This window comes from Streptomyces sp. PTL18 (assembly GCF_059510295.1).
This window is the reverse complement of record NZ_JCAJZO010000010.1, coordinates 208,016-224,606: the sequence shown is the minus strand read 5'-3', so window position 1 is coordinate 224,606 and position 16,591 is coordinate 208,016. Positions and strand designations below refer to the sequence as shown.

The window sequence follows — 16,591 nt, the reverse complement described above, 5'->3', positions numbered from 1 at the left end:
GGCGCTCCTGTCGGTGCTCGGCGTGGTTGACGCGTGAACGTACTGACGAGTACGAGCAGCACTGTGCCGTGCGGACGGCGTCACGTCGAGAGCCCGAGGGAGACCTGTCGCCGGTGTCACCCTCGGACGACACGCCCTGTCCCTAGTCGTTCCGCCGCACCTCCAGCAGCAGTGCCTGGTCCGGGTTGAGGTTCGGCATGGGCAGTCCGGCCACCGTGAGCACCGCGCCGGGCAGGGTCAGCCAGTCGTCGAGCGCGGCGGTCAGCCAGGCCGGGCCGGCCTTCTGGTGGAAGGACGGCAGCCCCAGCTCGGTGCGGACCCGTACCCGGTACGTGGCCCCGGCGGAGAGTCCGGGGAACTGCACCCGCCCGAACTGCCCCTCGGGGGAGGTGGCCACCCGGGCCCAGCAGTACAGCGCCGCCGCGCCGTCGTGCGCGACGACCCCGTGCAGCAGGGTCGCCTCGCCGGGGAGGTCGGCGCGGACCGTACGGCCGCCGTGCAGCAGGGGGCGCAGTTCGCGGTAGAGCACGGCCCAGGCGGTGAGCCGGGCCAGTTCTTCGGGGGTGCACCGGGTGATGTCCTGCTCGATGCCGGCGTGCCCGAACAGGGCGGTGGCCAGCCGGAAGCTGTCGGAGCTGATCCGGGCGGTGGTGTGGCTGGTGGCGGCACCGACGTGGGCGCCGATCAGCTCGGGCGGCAGCAGCTGTGCCGTCCACCGCTGGATGCTCTGACGCTCCACCGGGTCGTTGCAGTCCGAGGCCCACACCCGGTCCGTGCGGGCCAGGATGCCGAGGTCCACCCGGCCGCCGCCGCTGGCGCAGCTCTCGATCTCCAGCGCGGGGTGGCGCTCCTTGAGGGCGTCGACCAGCCGGTAGAGGGCGAGGACCTGGGCGTTCGTGACCGGCCGGTCGTCGGGGCCGTGCACCGCCTCGTGGAGCTCCCGGTTGTGGTCCCACTTGAGACAGGCGATGCCGTACTTCGCCACCAGGGCGTCCAACGCGTCCAGCAGGTGGTCCCACACCTGCGGGTTGGCCAGGTCCAGGACGTGCTGGTGCCGGGAGGACGGGCCGACCCCGCGTGCCGGGCCGAGGATCCAGTCGGGGTGCTCGCGGGCCAGATCGGAGTCCAGGTTGACCATCTCGGGCTCGACCCACAGCCCGAATTCCATGCCGAGCGAGCGCACATGATCCACCAGGGGCGTCAGCCCCTCGGGCCACACCACCGGGTCCACCGTCCAGTCGCCCAGTCCGGCGTTGTCCGAGCGGCGCCCGCGGAACCAGCCGTCGTCCAGCACGAAACGCTCGACACCGACCTCGGCGGCTCTGTCGGCCAGCCGCAGCAGACGGTCCAGGTCGTGGTCGAAGTACACCGCCTCCCAGCTGTTGAGGACCAGGGGGCGGGGCGTGCGCGGGTGGGTGGGCCGGGCCCGCAGCAGGGTGTGGAAACGGTCCGCGAGCCCGTCGAGGCCCTGGTCGGACCAGGTGAAGTGGCACACCGGCGTGGTGTACGACTCACCGGGGGCGAGCCGGATCTCCCCGGGCCGCAGCAGCTCTCCGCCGCCCAGCACCGCGGCATGGGCGCCCGCGCCCTCCGGCAGCTGCTCGACCAGATACCGCTGGTCGCCGCTCCAGGCGAGGTGTACGCCCCACACCTCGCCGCGGCGGAAACCGAACCCCGGCACGCCGACGGCCACGAGGTACGGCGAATCCGGGCCGGGCTTGCCCCGACGGACCTCCCTCGTGTACGTGCCGAAGCCCAGCGGGCGGCGCTGCGGGGAGCGCTCCCGGCTCCACTTGCCGGTGAAGTCGAGGATCTCTGCGGCCCGGCGGGGCAGCGGCAGCAGCGTGGTGACCTGCGCGAGGTCGTACGGCTCCGGGGCGGCGTCCGGTCGGCGGGCGATCCGGGTCCGCACGCCCAGCACGCCGGACGGCTCCAGCCGGTAGGTGACGGTGACGTCGAGTCCGGCTCCGGAGTCGGTGAGGTCCAGGGACAGTTCCCCGCCCTCGGCCTGCGGCCGGTACGACGTTCCGGCCCGGCTGAGCCGCGGTGCGGCGGCGGTACCGGCCAGGTGGCCCTGGTGGGCCGGGGTCCCGGACCAGCCGTCCGCCTCGGTGGGCCAGACGGTGAACCGGCGGGGGATGTCGAGGGAGTTGTTCAGCACGGCGGGCTCGCCGGTCAGGGCGAGCGCCGCCAGCCCGGCCTCCGACAGCTCGCCGAGGTCGGCTCCCCAGTGCAGGACTCTGGGCACCGGCTCGGCGAGCTCCACGAAGAGTGAGGTGCCGGCCGCGCGCAGGGCCAGGATCCGCGCGGTGGTGTCAGGCATGCGGAGCCCCTGAGAATGGTCGGCGGTCCGGGAGGACCGGGTGTGGCTGATGCGGATCTGTCGTTGACGACTCGGAAGGAATGGCCGCCTGCCTTTCATGGATCCGGCCCGCCGGACGGACCTGGTCCAGGGCCGCGCCGGGTGGCCGCCGGCCGTCCTCGGCGACACGGGGCCGAGGAGTTCATGGCGGCCGGGGTCGACGGGAGGAATGTACCTTTCCGCGAAGCCTTGGACCGGCAGGACGCGGACGGCGCCGGCGCCGTCCGTGCGGCAGTGGGCGTACGAGGCCCAAGGGCAGCCGGGCTGTGGGTTCCGCATGGTGGGAGCGTGCCGCCGCCCTCAGGAGGGCAGCTGGGTGCGCAGCCACTCCTCCACCTCGGCGACGTGGGCGGCGGCTGCCGCCCGGGCCGCCTCCGGGTCGTGGGCGGCCAGTGCGCGGTGGATCGCGGCGTGCTCGCGGCGGGTGCGTGCGAGGGCGCCCTCCTCCTCGTAGCCGCGCCGTACGCGGGCCCGGAACGTCCGGGAGGACAGGCCCTCCAGGATCGCCGCCATCGTCTCGTTGCCCGCGGCGGCGGCGATCTCCCGGTGGAAGGCCATGTCGTGCGTGAGGACCTGCTCCGGATCGTCCGTCGCGTCCATCGCCACCAGGTGCTGCTCCACCTCGGCGAGTTGGTCGTCCGTGATACGGGCGGCCGCCAGCGCCGTGGCCGTCGACTCCAGGATCCGGCGCACCTCCAGCAGCTCCACCAGGCGCTGCCCGCGCGAGAGGTCGGCCACCACGCCGAAGGTCTCCAGCAGGTCCCCCGCCCGGAGTCGGGTGACGTAGATGCCCGAGCCGTGCCGGGCCTCCAGCACGCCGAGGACCGTGAGCGCGCGGACCGCCTCCCGCATCGAACTGCGCGAGATGCCGAGCCGCACCGCGAGATCCCGTTCCGTCGGCAGGCGCTCGCCCGGCTCGAGCCGGCCTTCGGCGATCATCGCCTTGATCTGCTCGATGGCGCGCTGCGTCACGGTGACCTTGTACGGGGCTGTCTCCTCCACGCCGTTCCTCCAGTCACCGTCCAGTCACCGGGTGCGCCGCAGTCTAATCACCGAAGAGGTCGGACCACTACGGCTCGTTGGCGCGAAAATGCGCTGTCGAGGGCTGTTCGGCGAAGGAGTGGTCTGATAAGTATGCGAGCATCTGCTCGAACGCTCAACGAGGAGCTGACGGATGCCCGGCAGGACACCGAGCAGGCGGAACAGGCGCCTCCCGATCGCCTGTACGACCTCGTGTCCCGGACCGAAAGGCCTCCCGTGTCGCCGACTGCCGCACGTATCACCGGGCTCGACACCGCACGACCGAGGACCGGATGATCGAATACGTGGACCATCCGCACGAGCACGTCCTCGACCCGGTGACGATCCGGGAGGGTCACTGCTCGGCACCCGCCGCGCCGGGCTTCTGCGCCCCGACGCGGCCCGAGTCCGTGGCCCGGTACACGTTCCCCGGCGGCACCTTCCGGGCCGCCGACCTCGACCTCGAGAAGGGGCAGCCCGCATGAGCGACTTCGAGGGCCTCAGGGCCCTGGTGACCGGCGGGGCATCCGGCATCGGGCGTGCCACCGCGGAGCTGCTGGCCGAGCGCGGGGCCCAGGTTGCCGTCCTGGACCTCGACCCCTCGCCGGTGGAGAAACCGCTCCTCGCCCTCCGGGCGGACGTCGGCGACGACGCGTCCGTACGGACCGCGGTGGCCGCCGCCGTCGCCGACCTCGGCGGCCTGGACGTACTGGTCAACAACGCGGGCATCGGCGCCCAGGGCACGGTCGAGGACAACGACGACGACCAGTGGCGGCGGGTGTTCGACGTCAACGTGCTCGGCATCGTCCGAACCACCCGGGCGGCGCTGCCGCACCTGCGCAGGTCCTCCCACGCGGCGATCGTCAACACCTGCTCCATCACCGCCACGGCGGGCCTGCCGCAGCGGGCCCTGTACAGCGCCAGCAAGGGCGCCGTGTACTCGCTGACCCTCGCCATGGCCGCCGACCACGTACGTGAGGGCATCCGCGTCAACTGCGTCAACCCCGGCACGGTCGACACCCCCTGGGTCGGCCGCCTCCTGGACGCGGCGCCCGACCCGGCCGCCGAACGGGCCGCGCTTCAAGCCCGCCAGCCCGCCGGCCGCCTGGTCACGGCCACCGAGGTGGCGGGCGCCATCGCCTACCTGGCGAGCCCCCTGTCCGGCGCCACCACGGGAACGGCACTCGCCGTGGACGGGGGCATGCAGGGCCTCAGGCTGCGGCCGGTGGACCGGTGAGCGCGCTCGGCGGGAGCGACGTCGAGGTCAGCCCGCTGGCCTTCGGCGCCGCCGGCATCGGCAACCTCTGCACCGAGGTGAGCGAGGAACGCGCGTACGACACGGTCCAGGCCGCCTGGCAGAGCGGGATCCGTTACTTCGACACCGCCCCCCACTACGGGCTCGGCCTGTCCGAACGCCGCCTCGGCGCGGCCCTGCGCGAGCACCCGCGCACCGCGTACACGGTCTCCACCAAGGTCGGCCGCCTGCTCGAGCCCACGGACGAGGGCGGCGACGACCTCGCGAACGGCTTCGCGGTCCCCGCCACCCACCGCCGTGTCTGGGACTTCAGCGCGGACGGCGTACGACGCGGTCTCGAGGCCGGCCTCGAGCGGCTCGGCCTGGACCGGGTGGACCTGGTCTACCTGCACGACCCGGACGACCATGCCGAGCAGGCGTTCCGCGAGGGCTACCCGGCTCTGGAGAAGCTGCGCTCCGAGGGCGTGGTGGGCGCGATCGGCGCCGGCATGAACCAGGCCGGGATGCTGACCCGGTTCGTGCGCGAGACGGACGTGGACGTGGTGCTGTGCGCGGGCCGCTACACCCTGCTCGACCAACGCGCTCTGGCCGAACTGCTGCCCGCGGCCGTCGAGCGCGGGGTGTCCGTCGTCATCGGCGGCGCCTTCAACTCCGGCCTGCTGGCCGATCCACGGCCGGGCGCCACGTTCGACTACGCCACCGCACCGGGCGAGTTGCTCGACCGCGCCCTGCGCCTGAAAGCGCTGGCGGAACGCCACGGCACCACGCTGCGGGCCGCTGCCCTGGCGTTCTGCTCCGCCCACCCGGCCGTCGCGAGCGTGCTGGTGGGCGCCCGTTCGGCGGCCGAGGTGCGCGACTGCGCCGAGCAGTTCGCCGCGACCGTACCGGCCGGATTCTGGCAGGAGCTGACAGAAGCGGGCCTGCTGCCGCCGCATGCCCCCGTGCCCACCGAGGAGCCGTGATGAGAGCTGCCCCGCCTACCGAGGTCCGTGCCGGCCACGACGAGGAGTGCTCGGCCGAGGGCGCGCAGGCGGGTCTGCCCGTGCTCCGGGAGATGCCGTGACGGTCGACGCGCACCACCACGTGTGGGACCTCTCCGTGCGCGACCAGGACTGGATCAGAGGCCCGGAACTGGAGCCGATCCGCCGCAGCTTCCTGATCGCGGACCTGGAGCTTCAGGCACGGCCCGTCGGCGTCGACCGCACCGTGCTCGTCCAGACGGTCACCGTGGCCGAGGAGACACCGGAGTTCCTGGCCCTGGCGGAGCGGAACGAGATCGTCGCGGGCGTCGTCGGCTGGACGGACCTGACGAGGCCCGACGTGGCGGACACGCTGGCCCGGCTGCGGGAGCTGCCCGGGGGCTCCTCTCTGCGCGGCATCCGCCACCAGGTCCAGGGCGAGGCGGACCCCGAGTGGCTGCTGCGCCCCGACGTGGGCCGCGGCCTCGCCGCCGTCGCGGAGGCGGGCCTGGTCTACGACCTGGTGGTGCTGCCCCACCAGCTCCCCGCGTGCGTCGAGGCGGCGGCCTCCCTCCCGCACCTCACCTTCGTGCTCGACCACCTGGGCAAGCCTCCCATCGCCTCGGGAACCCTGGAACCCTGGGCGTCCCACCTGCGCTCCCTCGCCGCTCTGCCGAACACGGTCTGCAAGCTGTCGGGGATGGTGACGGAGGCGGACTGGAAGACCTGGCGGGTGGAGGACCTGCGCCCCTACGCGGACACGGTCCTGGACGCCTTCGGGCCCTCCCGGGTGATGTTCGGCTCGGACTGGCCGGTGTGCACGCTGGCGGCCTCGTACGCGGCGGTGTCGGACACGGCTCTGGCGCTGACCCGCGGCCTCGGCGACGACGAGCGCACCCGGGTCTTCGAAGGCACCGCCACCCGCGTCTACCGTCTCTGAGCCACCGCTGCCAGCCGGGTCGGGGGCATGAACTCGCGGACGTAGGTGCGGTGCCAGCAGGCCCCGGTCTCCCGCAGCTCACGCCATGTCGTGTACCGGTAGCGGAAGAGACGCGCCCGGATGTAGCGCGGCGGCTCGTCCGGAGGGAACGGGGAGCGGCGCAGGAGCCTCAGGGTGTCGCGGTCGCTCTCCAGGAGACGTTCCACCAGGCCTCCGAACCACGACCCCGCGTACGCGGGGGACAGCGCCGCGAACCACATCAGCCAGTCCAGCCGCAGGTGGTACGGGGCGAACTGGCGCGGCCAGTGCCGCGGATCGCCCGGCTTGCCCTTGAACTCGTACTCCCGCCACTCGGAGTCCTCCCGCGGTACGTCGTCCGCCGTACCCTCCACCACCACCTCGTACCGGATCCGGCTCACGCTGCCGAACGCGCCGTAGGTGTTGACGAGGTGCAGCGGGTCGAAGGAGCGGTTCATGACCTGGGTGCGGGAGATCATGTTGCGCACGGGGTGGTAGCCGAGGGCGAGCAGGCCCGCGCCGACCGCCAGGACCAGGACCTCGTACCACAGGGGAGCACCGGAGACCCTCGGGGCGGTGACGGGGAACTCGACCGCCGACAGGCCCAGCACGATCGTGATCCAGTTCAGCCAGGAGAAGTTGCCCGACAGAACCAGCCACAGCTGCGTCACGATCATCAGCGACGCGGCGGCCGTCGCGACCGGCTGCGGGGTGAACAGCAGGACCGGGACGACCAGTTGGGTGACGTGGTTGGCCGCGACCTCGACCCGGTGCAGCGGCTTCGGCAGATGGTGGAAGAACCAGCTCAGCGGGCCCGGCATCGGCTGGGTCTCGTGGTGGTAGTCCAGGCACGTCAGCTTCCGCCAGCAGGCGTCCCCGCGCATCTTGATCAGCCCGGCGCCGAACTCCAGGCGGAACAGGATCCAGCGCAGCAGGAACAGCACCACGACCGGCGGCGCCACCTCGTCGTCGCCCAGGAACACCGCCAGGAAACCGACCTCCAGGAGCAGCGACTCCCAGCCGAACGAGTACCACGTCTGACCGACGTTGACGATCGACAGGTACAACAGCCACGGGATCAGCCACAGCAGCATTCCCGCCCACAACGGCACCAGCGAGTCGGCCCCGGCGACCAGCGCCGCCGACACCGCGCACCCCGCCCACGACCAGGCGGCGAAGAAGCGGTCGGAGTAGTGGAAGTGGAAGACGCTGGGTGCCAGCCGGAACGGCACCCGGGCGACGTACCGCGGCACCGGCAGCATGCCGCGCTCCCCGAGCAGCGCCCGGAACTGCAGCGCGGCGGTCAGGAAGGCGACGAGGTACACCACGGCCAGGGACCGCTGGAAGACCAGTCGGCTCAGCCAGTACTCCGGTGCGACGAACCAGTCCACGGCAACCGCTCCTCTCCCTCCAGTGTGACCCGGTACCCCCGGCCGGCGCGGCAGCCCGTCACTCTGTGTGCGCGATTCACCGGTTGCGCGACCCGCCGGCGCGGCGGGCCGGGCCGCGCGCCCGTACCGGGCCGCCGTGCCCGGCTCCGGGGACCGAGCCGGGCAGAAGTCGAAGAATCCGGCAATCCCTGGCATGGTGGCCCCATGGTTGATCGGGGAGGGAGCACCCTGTCACTCCCGAAGGACTGGCCCGCCCACCCGGATCCGATCCTGGCGCTCAACCGCATGGGCAGCTTCGACTGGGACCTGGACACCGGGCTGCTCCACATGGACGCCCGGGCCCACGAGATCTTCGACGTCCGCCCCGAGGAATACGACGGCCGCCCCGAGACCCTGCGGCTGCGTGTCCCGCCGTCCGAGGGCCGCCGTGTCGACGCCCTGGTGGCCCGGGCCATCAAGGACGGCAGCGAGAACTACGGCTCCTACTTCCGCGTCCGCCGCCGCGACGGCACCCTGCGCTGGACCCACACCCAGGGCTACATCCGGCGCGACGAGACGGGGCGCCCGCGCCGGATCATCGGCATCGTCCGCGACGCCACCCAGGAGCTGCGCGACGGCCTGGCCCGCAGCGAACAGCTGGCGCAGGACGAGGCGCTGCGCCGGCAGACGAACATCGTCGAGTCCACCACCGCCGCCCTCGCCCACGCCCGCACCGTCCAGGACGTCATCGACGTCCTCAAGGACAGCCGGGGCCTCACCCACTTCGGCGCGGCCAGCCTCGTCATGGGCCTGGTGGAGGCGGGACGCATCCGGATCGTCGCCGAGGGACCCGCGGGCAGTGCGGTGCCCGGCACCCTGGTCACACGTGTCGACGATCCCTACCCGATGAGCGAGGTGGTCCGCAGCCTCCGCCCGAGGTTCATCGAGTCGCCGGAGGAGTTCGCCGAGCGCTACCCCGTCCTCTGGCCGCACCTGACGGACCTGCGGGTCACCGCCGCCGCCTATCTGCCGCTCGTCGCGCAGGCCCGCCCCGTCGGCGCCATGGGCCTGCTCTACGACGACCGGCGCGGCTTCACCCCCGAGGAACGGAACGTCCTCGTCGCGCTCGGCAGCAGCATCGCGCAGAGTCTCCAGCGCGCCATGCTCTACGAGCAGGAGAAGGACCTCGCCCAGGGACTCCAGCAGGCGATGCTGCCGCGCTCCATCCCCAGCGTTCCCGGCGCCGACGTCGCCGTCCGCTACCGCTCGGCGTCCCTCGGCAGGGACATCGGCGGCGACTGGTACGACCTGATCCCGCTGCCCGGGGACCGGGTGGGCGCCGTGATCGGCGACGTGCAGGGCCATGACACACACGCGGCCGCCGTCATGGGCCAGCTGCGCATCGTTCTGCGCGCCTACGCCGCCGAGGGCCACCCGCCCGCCACCGTGATGGCCCGCGCCTCCGTCTTCCTCAAGGAACTCGACACCGAGCGCTTCGCGACCTGCCTGTACGTCGAGGCCGACCTGGCCACCGGAGTGGTGCAACTGGTTCGCGCCGGCCATATCGACCCGCTGCTCCGACTGTCCCACGGCGTCTGCCGGCGGCTGCCCGTCGAGGGCGGTCTGCCGCTCGGCCTGTCCGCCGAGTTCGACCGTCTGGAGTACCCGGTCACCACGGTGGAGCTGGACCCCGGCCAGACCCTCGTGCTGTGCACCGACGGCCTGATCGAAGAGCCGGGCGCCGACCTCGACGAGGGCGTGCACACCCTTCAGGAGCTGGTCTGCACCGGCCCGGGCGATGTGCGCGACCTCGCCGACCGGCTCATCGACGTGGCCGAGGAGCGGGGCGGCGACGACGACGTGGCCCTGCTGCTTCTGCAGCGCCGGGGGCTCACCCGGCGCTCCGGCGGCCGCCTGAGGCAGCACGTCGCGCCCGGCGACCCGGAAGCCCTCACCGCCGCCCGGCACATGATCCGCGCCGCGGTCCGCGCGTGGGGCGCCGGCGAGCGCTCCGACGAGATCGAACTGGTCGCCGACGAGCTGATCACCAACGTCCTCGTGCACACCGAAGGTCCCGCCGTCGTCACCCTGCGGGTCCTCACCGGCCACGCCCGCCGCTTCCGCGTCGAGGTCGAGGACGCCTCCAGCGCCCTGCCCCGCCGCCGCGACGCGGGCGAGTCGGGGGTCTCCGGCCGGGGCCTGCTGCTCGTCGACCGGCTCGCCGACGTGTGGGGCGTGGAGGCCCGCGGTGGCGGCAAGGTCGTCTGGGGCGAGTTCCTGGTCCAGGAACGCGGCTGACGGACGCGACCGGTGGCGGCACCGGTCGCCGGTGGCACGCTGGACTCATGCCCGAACTCCCCGAGGTCGAAGCGCTCAAGGACTTCCTCGCGGACCGTCTCGTCGGCCGCGAGGTGGTCCGGGTACTGCCCGTCGCGATCAGCGTCCTGAAGACGTACGACCCCCCGGTCACCGCCCTCGAGGACCGCGAGGTCACGGCCGTCGCCCGGTACGGCAAGTTCCTGGACCTGGACGCCGGCGGACTGCACTTCGTGACCCACCTGGCCCGCGCGGGCTGGCTCCAGTGGAAGGACCGCCTGCCCGACGGGGTGCCCCGCCCCGGCAGGGGCCCGCTCGCGCTGCGGGTCGCGCTGGAGACGGGGGAGGGCTTCGACCTGACGGAGGCGGGCACCCAGAAGCGGCTCGCGGTGTACGTCGTCCGCGATCCGCTCCAGGTCCCGGGCATCGCCCGTCTCGGTCCCGACCCGCTGGCCGCCGGCTTCGACGAGCAGCGCCTCACCGGGCTCCTCGCGGGCGAGCGGCGGCAGATCAAGGGCGCCCTGCGCGACCAGAGCCTGATCGCGGGCATCGGCAACGCCTACAGCGACGAGATCCTGCACGCCGCCCGGATGTCCCCGTTCAAGCCGGCGTCGTCGCTGTCCCCGCAGGACGTCCACCGCCTGTACGACGCACTGCGCACGACGCTCACCGAGGCGGTCGAGCGTGCGCGCGGCGTGGCCGCCGAACGGCTGAAGGCGGAGAAGAAGAGGGGCCTTCGGGTCCACGGCCGCACCGGGGAGCCCTGCCCGGTCTGCGGCGACACCGTCCGCGAGGTGTCCTTCAGCGACTCCTCGCTGCAGTACTGCCCGACCTGCCAGACGGGCGGCAAGCCGCTGGCGGACCGCAGACTGTCCCGGCTGCTCAAGTAGCGGGGGCAGCCGGGTCCGGTCAGCGGGCCTTCAGCGTGACCAGGTGCTGTCCGTCCTTGGTGCGCACGTCGAAGTGGTCGATCTCGTCCGACCGCATCCCGGTGCCCCCCTGGAGGGTGGTCGGCTCACCGTCCTCCGCGGGATCCATCCAGCTCGCCACCGTCTGCTCCGAACCGTCCTTGCCGACCGCGATGAGCCGGCAGGGATGCGGCCCCGACCGGTCCTTGACCGTCATATCCACCTCGCTGCCCCAGACGCGGTCGTGCGCGGTGATTCGCGCCCACACGCCCGTGTCGGGGTCGGTGGCGGTCATGGCGGTCACGGCGGAGGACGTCGAGCCGTGCCCGGAGACGACCGCCATCGTCGGCCCTCCGACCGCGAACACCACGGCCGCGGCGACCGCGTACAGCCATCGCCTGCGCCCGCTGCGGTGCTTGGTCGCCACCTCGTCGAGCAGCCGCTCCAGCAGCCGGGGCCCGGGCGTGGCGAGGGGGTGCACGGACCGCGGGGTCGCCCTCCGGTAGAGCATCAACTGGCGAGCGGCCGGGCGGAACTCCGTCACGTGCGCCGCGCACGACGGGCACTCCATGAGGTGGTCCTCGAAGCGGAAGGCTTCCGCCTCGTCCAGCACGCCCAGCGCGTAGGCGCCGACGTCGCGATGGCGTTCCAGGGACCTCATACCAAATCCTCAGGCCGGTGGGCGGGGGTGTGGGTGGTGCTGCTGTTGCCCACCGGTACGGACCAGGCGGCCGAATCACTCAAGGCCGTTACCGAATCGCGGCCGAGAAGGACATTCGGAGCCGCCGGGCCGGCGGATTGGTCGTCAGGGGAGACTTTTTCAGAAGAGGTGGATGGCGAGATGCCCGAGCGGGAGCCCCAGCTGCCAGGCCGGCGTCCACACCTTGGGACCGTCGTCCTCGCCGGTGACCGGTCCGCCGCCGGGTACCGCGTCCAGGTCCGGGGCGAGCAGCTCGGTCTCCTCCAGCCAGCGCCAGGCCGCCCTGGCCAGCTCCAGGTCCGGAGCCGGGCCGCCGGACCGGGCCGCTTCCGCGGACAGCTCCGCCATCCGCTCGCACACCCAGTCCTGCCACGGCTGGTCGTACGCCGTCAGCGAAAGCCAGGTATCCAGCTGCGAGACGACCCGGATGCGGGAGAGTTCGCCACCGGTGTCGGACAGGAAGATCGTCAGCGCCAGGGCGTCGCGCCCGGCGCGGAACTCGAAGGACGTCGGCGGCATCAGGTCGCCGGTCCGCAGCAGTTCGTCCGCGATGTACTCGGCGTACAGCCAAGCCATGGGGACGGTCAGTTCACCGCCGTCGGTGCCGTCCGTGCTCTCGTGGCCTCTGTGCAGCATCCCTTCCTGCCTTCCTCCGGTGCGTGCGCGTCGCCCGAGACTCGGGCCCCAGTCCGCACCACGGATGAGGCAAGCCCATTGCTCAACCATGGTCCGCAGCAAGGCGCTTTACGAAGGCTTGACACTGCGGTCGGTTTCACCGCAGGTCGGCGTATCCCGGAAGGACTCGGTGCAGGGCGCGCAGTGCGTAGTACGCACGGGACTTCACCGTACCGGGCGGAGTCCCCGGCGTTCGGGCGGCCTCCGCCACGCGCGTCCCGCGGAAGTACATCTGCACCAGGACTTCCCTGTGCTCGGGAGTGAGTGTCTTCACAGCCCGCCGGACGTCGAGCGTCGCGGCGGCCCGTTCGGCGTGGTCGGCGATCACCGGGCGTGCTCCGGGACGGTGTCCCCGACCTCGGCGGGACGCGCCGGACGCGCCCGCCCGGCGTCGATGGCGAGCCGCCGGCGACGGTGAGCAGCCGGGGGCGCACGGAGTCGAAACCGGGCGCGCGCAGCGCTTCGAGGTGCGAAGACGGCTGCGTTCTCACGGTACGACCGTCACCGGCCAGCGGCCCGCCTTCACCAGACGGATCGCCACCGAGCCGATGATGCGGTGACCGGCCTGCTCGGAAGCACCCACCACGACGGCGTCCGCCTTCAGCTCGTCGGCAGCCTTCACCAGGCCGTTGTAGGGGTCGCCGCGGATGGTGTGGAACTCCCAGCGCACCTCGAATATGCCTTTCACCCGCTCGGCCGCCTCGCGGATCTGGGCGACCAGGTCTTCCGCGATCCGGTCGGTCGTCTCGGCGACCGGAACCCCGAGGGCCGCCCCGGCCGCCATCACCGGCTGCACGTACACGACCGCGAGCAGCGCGTGCTGCCGCCGGGCCAGACCGCCGGCGTAGGCCGCGGCCCGCAGCGAGGAGTCGGAGCCGTCCACGCCGACGACGATCACCCTGGGCCCGTCGGTGCCCCGCTCGAACTGGTGCGAGTGCTGTTCCGTCACACGGGCGAGGCTATCGGAATTCGCAGGTCCGGATCATTGCGGCCGGGGACCGGGCCGAACGCCTGAGCACGCTGCCGGGCCGTGCCCCGGGCCCCGCTCAGCGCACCGCGACCAACCGGGCGAACACCACCACGTTCCCCGCGTAGTTCCCGTCGACGAACTCTCCCCCGCAGGTGATCACCCGCAGTTCGGGGGCACCCTTGTTGCCGTAGACGCGGTCGCCGGGGAAGTGGGCCTTGTCGAAGACCTCGTTGCCGTAGACCTCGAAGACGGCGGTCCTGCCGTCCTGGCGCCGGACCTCTACGTGACTGCCCTTCCAGAGCGCGCCGAGCCCGTAGAAGACGGCCGGCCCCTCATGGTTGTCGACATGGCCCACGATCACGGCCGTGCCCTTCTCGCCGGGCGAGACGGCGCCGGTGAACCAGCCCGCCAGGTTCGGATCGTCGGGCGGCGGCGCGCCCACCCAGCCGGAGCTGTCCAGGCCCACCGGTATGACCGGGGCGTCGATCTGGAGCGCCGGGATGCGGACGCGCTCCGCGGCGGAGTACGGCAGCGGATCGGGCGCGTTGGAGAGGCCGGAGACGGATGCGGAGCCCGAGCGGGAGTCGGGGGCCGCCGCCGTGGCGGGCTGGGGCGGGCCCACCCGGGACTCGCCCGAACCGTTCCGCACCAGGGCGAGCCCCGTCAGCAGCACCAACGCGATCACGCCCCACGGGGCGCGCTTGCGCTGGTGCTCCGATCCTTCGGCCGGTCCGGAGGCAGACATTCGCCATCCCCTCCCGGCGCCGCCGTCTCGCCGCGCCGTTCACGCTGTGACGGTCAGGAGGTGCTGCGGCGGGCACGGCGGCGGGTGAGGTGCCAGGCCGTGCCGACCGATCCCAGGACGAGCGCCGCACCGAGAGCGGTCTTCGTCAGGTCGAAGCCGCCGATGCTGCCGCCCTCGCCGGCGTGCACGCCGTGCCGTGGCCGCTCCGCATCACCACGCCCGCTCCCACGGCGCGAGTCCTCGCCGCGCGAGTCCTCGCCCCGTGAGTCCTCGTCGCGGTCGTCCCGGGCGGTCATGACGAGCTGCCGGTGGCCGGACTGGTGGCCGCACTGGAACATCACGTCGAACGTGGTGCCCGGCAGGGCGTGCCGGCCGACCGTGACCGTGGCCGAGTTCCGGCCCCGGGGAATGGCGACGTCGTCGTCGAAGGCGCCCGAGAAGACCTTGGCATCGCTGTTGCAGCCCCGTACCGGCAGGTTGATCCGCCCGCCGGGGGCGACCGCGTCCGGCTCCAGGTTGTAGGAGAAGCCCGAGTGGTCGGCACCGTCCCCGCCACGGGCGGCGGCCGTCGTACACGCCGTGAGCCCGAGGGCGCTGACGCCCAGCATCACGGCCGAAGCGACGCGAGTCGCGCGCATGGTGAGCCTCCAGGTCCCCGAGGAGCCGTGCTGCGGACCTGTTCCGCCTGCGTCACAAATGCACCTCGTTGCCTGAAACGCTAAGAAAGGGGGCGGCTGGACGCGATCGCAGCAGAGCGAACGGGGTACGCGCGTGCGCCGCACAGGGGAGGCGGGGCGGTGAAGAGGGGTGGCGAAGGGGGGCGGTGAAGGGGGAGGCGGGCGCGGACAGCGCCGGCCTCCCCCTTCGGGGTTCCCGCCCCCCTTCGGGGTTCCCGGGCCCCGTCAGCCGTGCAACTGAGGGAACAGTGCCAGGAAAGGCTCCGAGGAGGCCGAGATGCCCCGGCTGTAGGGCGCGTCGAAGTCCCAGATCAGGAAGAGCAGGAAGGCGATCAGCGCTGAGAAGAGCCCCGCCAGGAGGAGTTCACGTGCCGTCCGCCGGATCTGCAGCGCGAACACCATCCCGATGGTGACCACCGCTCCCGCGATCAGCCCGAACCACACCACCGGCGGCATGGTCGAGCCGGTGGCGCCGGCGCGCGCGTTGCGTGCCGCGTCGGCCGCTGTCACCTGGTCCACGAGCGGCTGGTAGGCCTGCGCCTCGTAGTCCGTCTTCGGGTGGTAGTCGGTGACGTCCTGACGGATCCGCTGGAACAGCTCCTGGCCGCGCGCGGTCACCTCGCCGTGATCGGCCATGGCCTTCCACTCGGTGGTGACGACGTGGCCGACATACGCGTTGACGTCGGCGCGTACGCGGTCGCGGACATCGGCCGGATAGACGCGGACCCGCTGCGAGATCTCGTGCAGCGCCTGCGCCTCGGCCTGCACGTGGTCCTGGGCGGCATTGCGGGCCTCCCACACCCCGGCGATGGCCAGGCCCAGCACGATGGCGTAGACCACACCGATCCACATCGTCATGTACTCGATCACGTCCGGGGTTTCGGACGGGTCCTCGTCGGGGGCGGCCCTACGCGTCCGGACGAGGGTCACCACGACCACGACGACGCACGCGGCCGCCATCGCGAGGGTGAGAACAAGCCATTCCGACAACAGGTGCCTCCAGAGATCAGCGGGGACGCAGCGCGGCGACGGCGAACACCGCGGGCGCGGCGATGAGCAGGGTGAACACGAGCGGCGACGGCCCGTCGTGGGGCGGCCGCGGGTGGGTCACGGGGTGGTACGCCGGAAAGCGCACGGGAGTGGGTGCGGGATGCGGGCTCGGCGTGGGCGGTGGGGCCGGGGGCGGCGCGGGGGAGTGGCGACGGACGGGGACCGGGGCGGGCCTCGGGACCGGCCGGGGGGCCGGCGGCAGGGCACGCGGCGGCGGAGGTGGCGGCACGGGCTTCGGCGTGGGGTGCGGCCGCGGGGGCGGCGGAGGTTCGGGCGGCGGCGTCGGAGTCGGGGTCGGGGTCGGTGTGGGGCTGGGCGACGGCGTGGGGCTCGGACTCGGCGAGGAACACGGCGGAGTGAGGTGACCGCCCGCGACCGCCACCGCCTCCGTACCGCCCGGGCCGGTCGAGGCGTACGCGCAGGCGTCGGCCGACGCCGCCCCGGCGGGAGCGCCCACGAGGAACCACACCAGCGTCACCAGGGCCAACCCCCGGCTGACAAAGGCCGTTCGGGGCCGTTCGGGTCGTTGCACGACCGAGATCATCGGCTTCGTCGCGCCCCCGCACGCCCGGGCCCCCGCGAATTGCCTCGAAGGAGGGAGATCCGTCTTCGTCACGTTTCAGCAA

14 protein-coding genes and 2 pseudogenes are annotated in these 16,591 nt (G+C 72.8%); 6 read left to right on the top strand and 10 right to left on the bottom strand.

The window, feature by feature from the left end; genetic code table 11:
• Positions 1-142 precede the first annotated feature (142 nt).
• Together AC5WS8_RS21365 and AC5WS8_RS21360 are read right to left on the bottom strand one after the other, a co-directional pair.
• Positions 143-2,323 (bottom strand): alpha-galactosidase, encoded by a 2,181-nt coding sequence (locus AC5WS8_RS21365; protein ID WP_496105045.1) that lies wholly within the window; start codon positions 2,321-2,323, stop codon positions 143-145.
• A gap of 339 nt (positions 2,324-2,662) precedes the next feature.
• A complete protein-coding gene (locus tag AC5WS8_RS21360; protein WP_496105044.1) occupies positions 2,663-3,364 on the bottom strand; it encodes a FadR/GntR family transcriptional regulator in 702 nt (233 codons plus the stop codon).
• 296 nt (positions 3,365-3,660) lie between these two features.
• Here AC5WS8_RS21360 and AC5WS8_RS21355 point away from each other — a divergent pair.
• The 4 genes and pseudogenes from AC5WS8_RS21355 to AC5WS8_RS21340 all read left to right on the top strand — a co-directional run.
• A pseudogene (locus tag AC5WS8_RS21355) lies at positions 3,661-3,867 on the top strand (fuconate dehydratase); the annotation flags it as partial.
• Entirely contained in the window at positions 3,864-4,619 is a 756-nt protein-coding gene (locus AC5WS8_RS21350; protein WP_496105043.1) for an SDR family NAD(P)-dependent oxidoreductase, read from the top strand. The pseudogene AC5WS8_RS21355 and the gene AC5WS8_RS21350, both read left to right, overlap by 4 nt.
• On the top strand, positions 4,616-5,599 hold the full coding sequence (locus tag AC5WS8_RS21345) for an aldo/keto reductase (RefSeq protein WP_496105042.1): 984 nt from the start codon (positions 4,616-4,618) through the stop codon (positions 5,597-5,599). The genes AC5WS8_RS21350 and AC5WS8_RS21345 overlap by 4 nt, the downstream gene beginning before the upstream one ends.
• A gap of 97 nt (positions 5,600-5,696) precedes the next feature.
• Positions 5,697-6,536 carry an amidohydrolase family protein gene (locus tag AC5WS8_RS21340; protein ID WP_496105041.1) on the top strand — a complete coding sequence of 280 codons (840 nt, stop codon included), beginning with the start codon at positions 5,697-5,699 and terminating at the stop codon, positions 6,534-6,536.
• Here the strand turns inward: AC5WS8_RS21340 and AC5WS8_RS21335 are convergent.
• Complete coding sequence (locus AC5WS8_RS21335; protein WP_496105040.1) at positions 6,524-7,945, bottom strand: lipase maturation factor family protein; 1,422 nt, start codon at positions 7,943-7,945, stop codon at positions 6,524-6,526. The genes AC5WS8_RS21340 and AC5WS8_RS21335 overlap by 13 nt on opposite strands.
• Positions 7,946-8,149: 204 nt before the next feature.
• Here AC5WS8_RS21335 and AC5WS8_RS21330 point away from each other — a divergent pair, with 204 nt between their 5' ends.
• Both AC5WS8_RS21330 and AC5WS8_RS21325 read left to right on the top strand, forming a co-directional pair.
• Positions 8,150-10,222 carry a SpoIIE family protein phosphatase gene (locus AC5WS8_RS21330; RefSeq protein ID WP_496105039.1) on the top strand — a complete coding sequence of 691 codons (2,073 nt, stop codon included), beginning with the start codon at positions 8,150-8,152 and terminating at the stop codon, positions 10,220-10,222.
• Positions 10,223-10,269: 47 nt separating this feature from the next.
• A complete protein-coding gene (locus AC5WS8_RS21325) occupies positions 10,270-11,130 on the top strand; it encodes an Fpg/Nei family DNA glycosylase (protein ID WP_496105038.1) in 861 nt (286 codons plus the stop codon).
• 19 nt (positions 11,131-11,149) lie between these two features.
• Here the strand turns inward: AC5WS8_RS21325 and AC5WS8_RS21320 are convergent, their stop codons facing one another.
• From AC5WS8_RS21320 to AC5WS8_RS21290, 7 genes and pseudogenes are all read right to left on the bottom strand, one after another.
• Positions 11,150-11,809: a zf-HC2 domain-containing protein gene (locus AC5WS8_RS21320; RefSeq protein ID WP_496105037.1), complete on the bottom strand. Its 660-nt coding sequence runs from the start codon at positions 11,807-11,809 to the stop codon at positions 11,150-11,152.
• Between the two features lie 159 nt (positions 11,810-11,968).
• Entirely contained in the window at positions 11,969-12,484 is a 516-nt protein-coding gene (locus AC5WS8_RS21315; protein ID WP_496105036.1) for a hypothetical protein, read from the bottom strand.
• A gap of 136 nt (positions 12,485-12,620) precedes the next feature.
• A pseudogene (locus AC5WS8_RS21310) lies at positions 12,621-12,993 on the bottom strand (sigma factor-like helix-turn-helix DNA-binding protein); the annotation flags it as partial.
• Positions 12,994-13,010: 17 nt separating this feature from the next.
• Complete coding sequence (locus AC5WS8_RS21305; protein WP_496105035.1) at positions 13,011-13,472, bottom strand: universal stress protein; 462 nt, start codon at positions 13,470-13,472, stop codon at positions 13,011-13,013.
• 97 nt (positions 13,473-13,569) lie between these two features.
• Positions 13,570-14,238, bottom strand: a complete 669-nt coding sequence (locus tag AC5WS8_RS21300; RefSeq protein ID WP_496105034.1) for a class F sortase — start codon at positions 14,236-14,238, stop codon at positions 13,570-13,572.
• A 53-nt stretch (positions 14,239-14,291) separates the two neighbouring features.
• The gene (locus AC5WS8_RS21295; RefSeq protein ID WP_496105033.1) at positions 14,292-14,876 is read right to left on the bottom strand and encodes a hypothetical protein; all 585 of its coding nucleotides are present in this window, start codon (positions 14,874-14,876) and stop codon (positions 14,292-14,294) included.
• A 264-nt stretch (positions 14,877-15,140) separates the two neighbouring features.
• Complete coding sequence (locus AC5WS8_RS21290) at positions 15,141-15,905, bottom strand: bestrophin-like domain (protein ID WP_496105032.1); 765 nt, start codon at positions 15,903-15,905, stop codon at positions 15,141-15,143.
• Positions 15,906-16,591 lie beyond the last annotated feature (686 nt).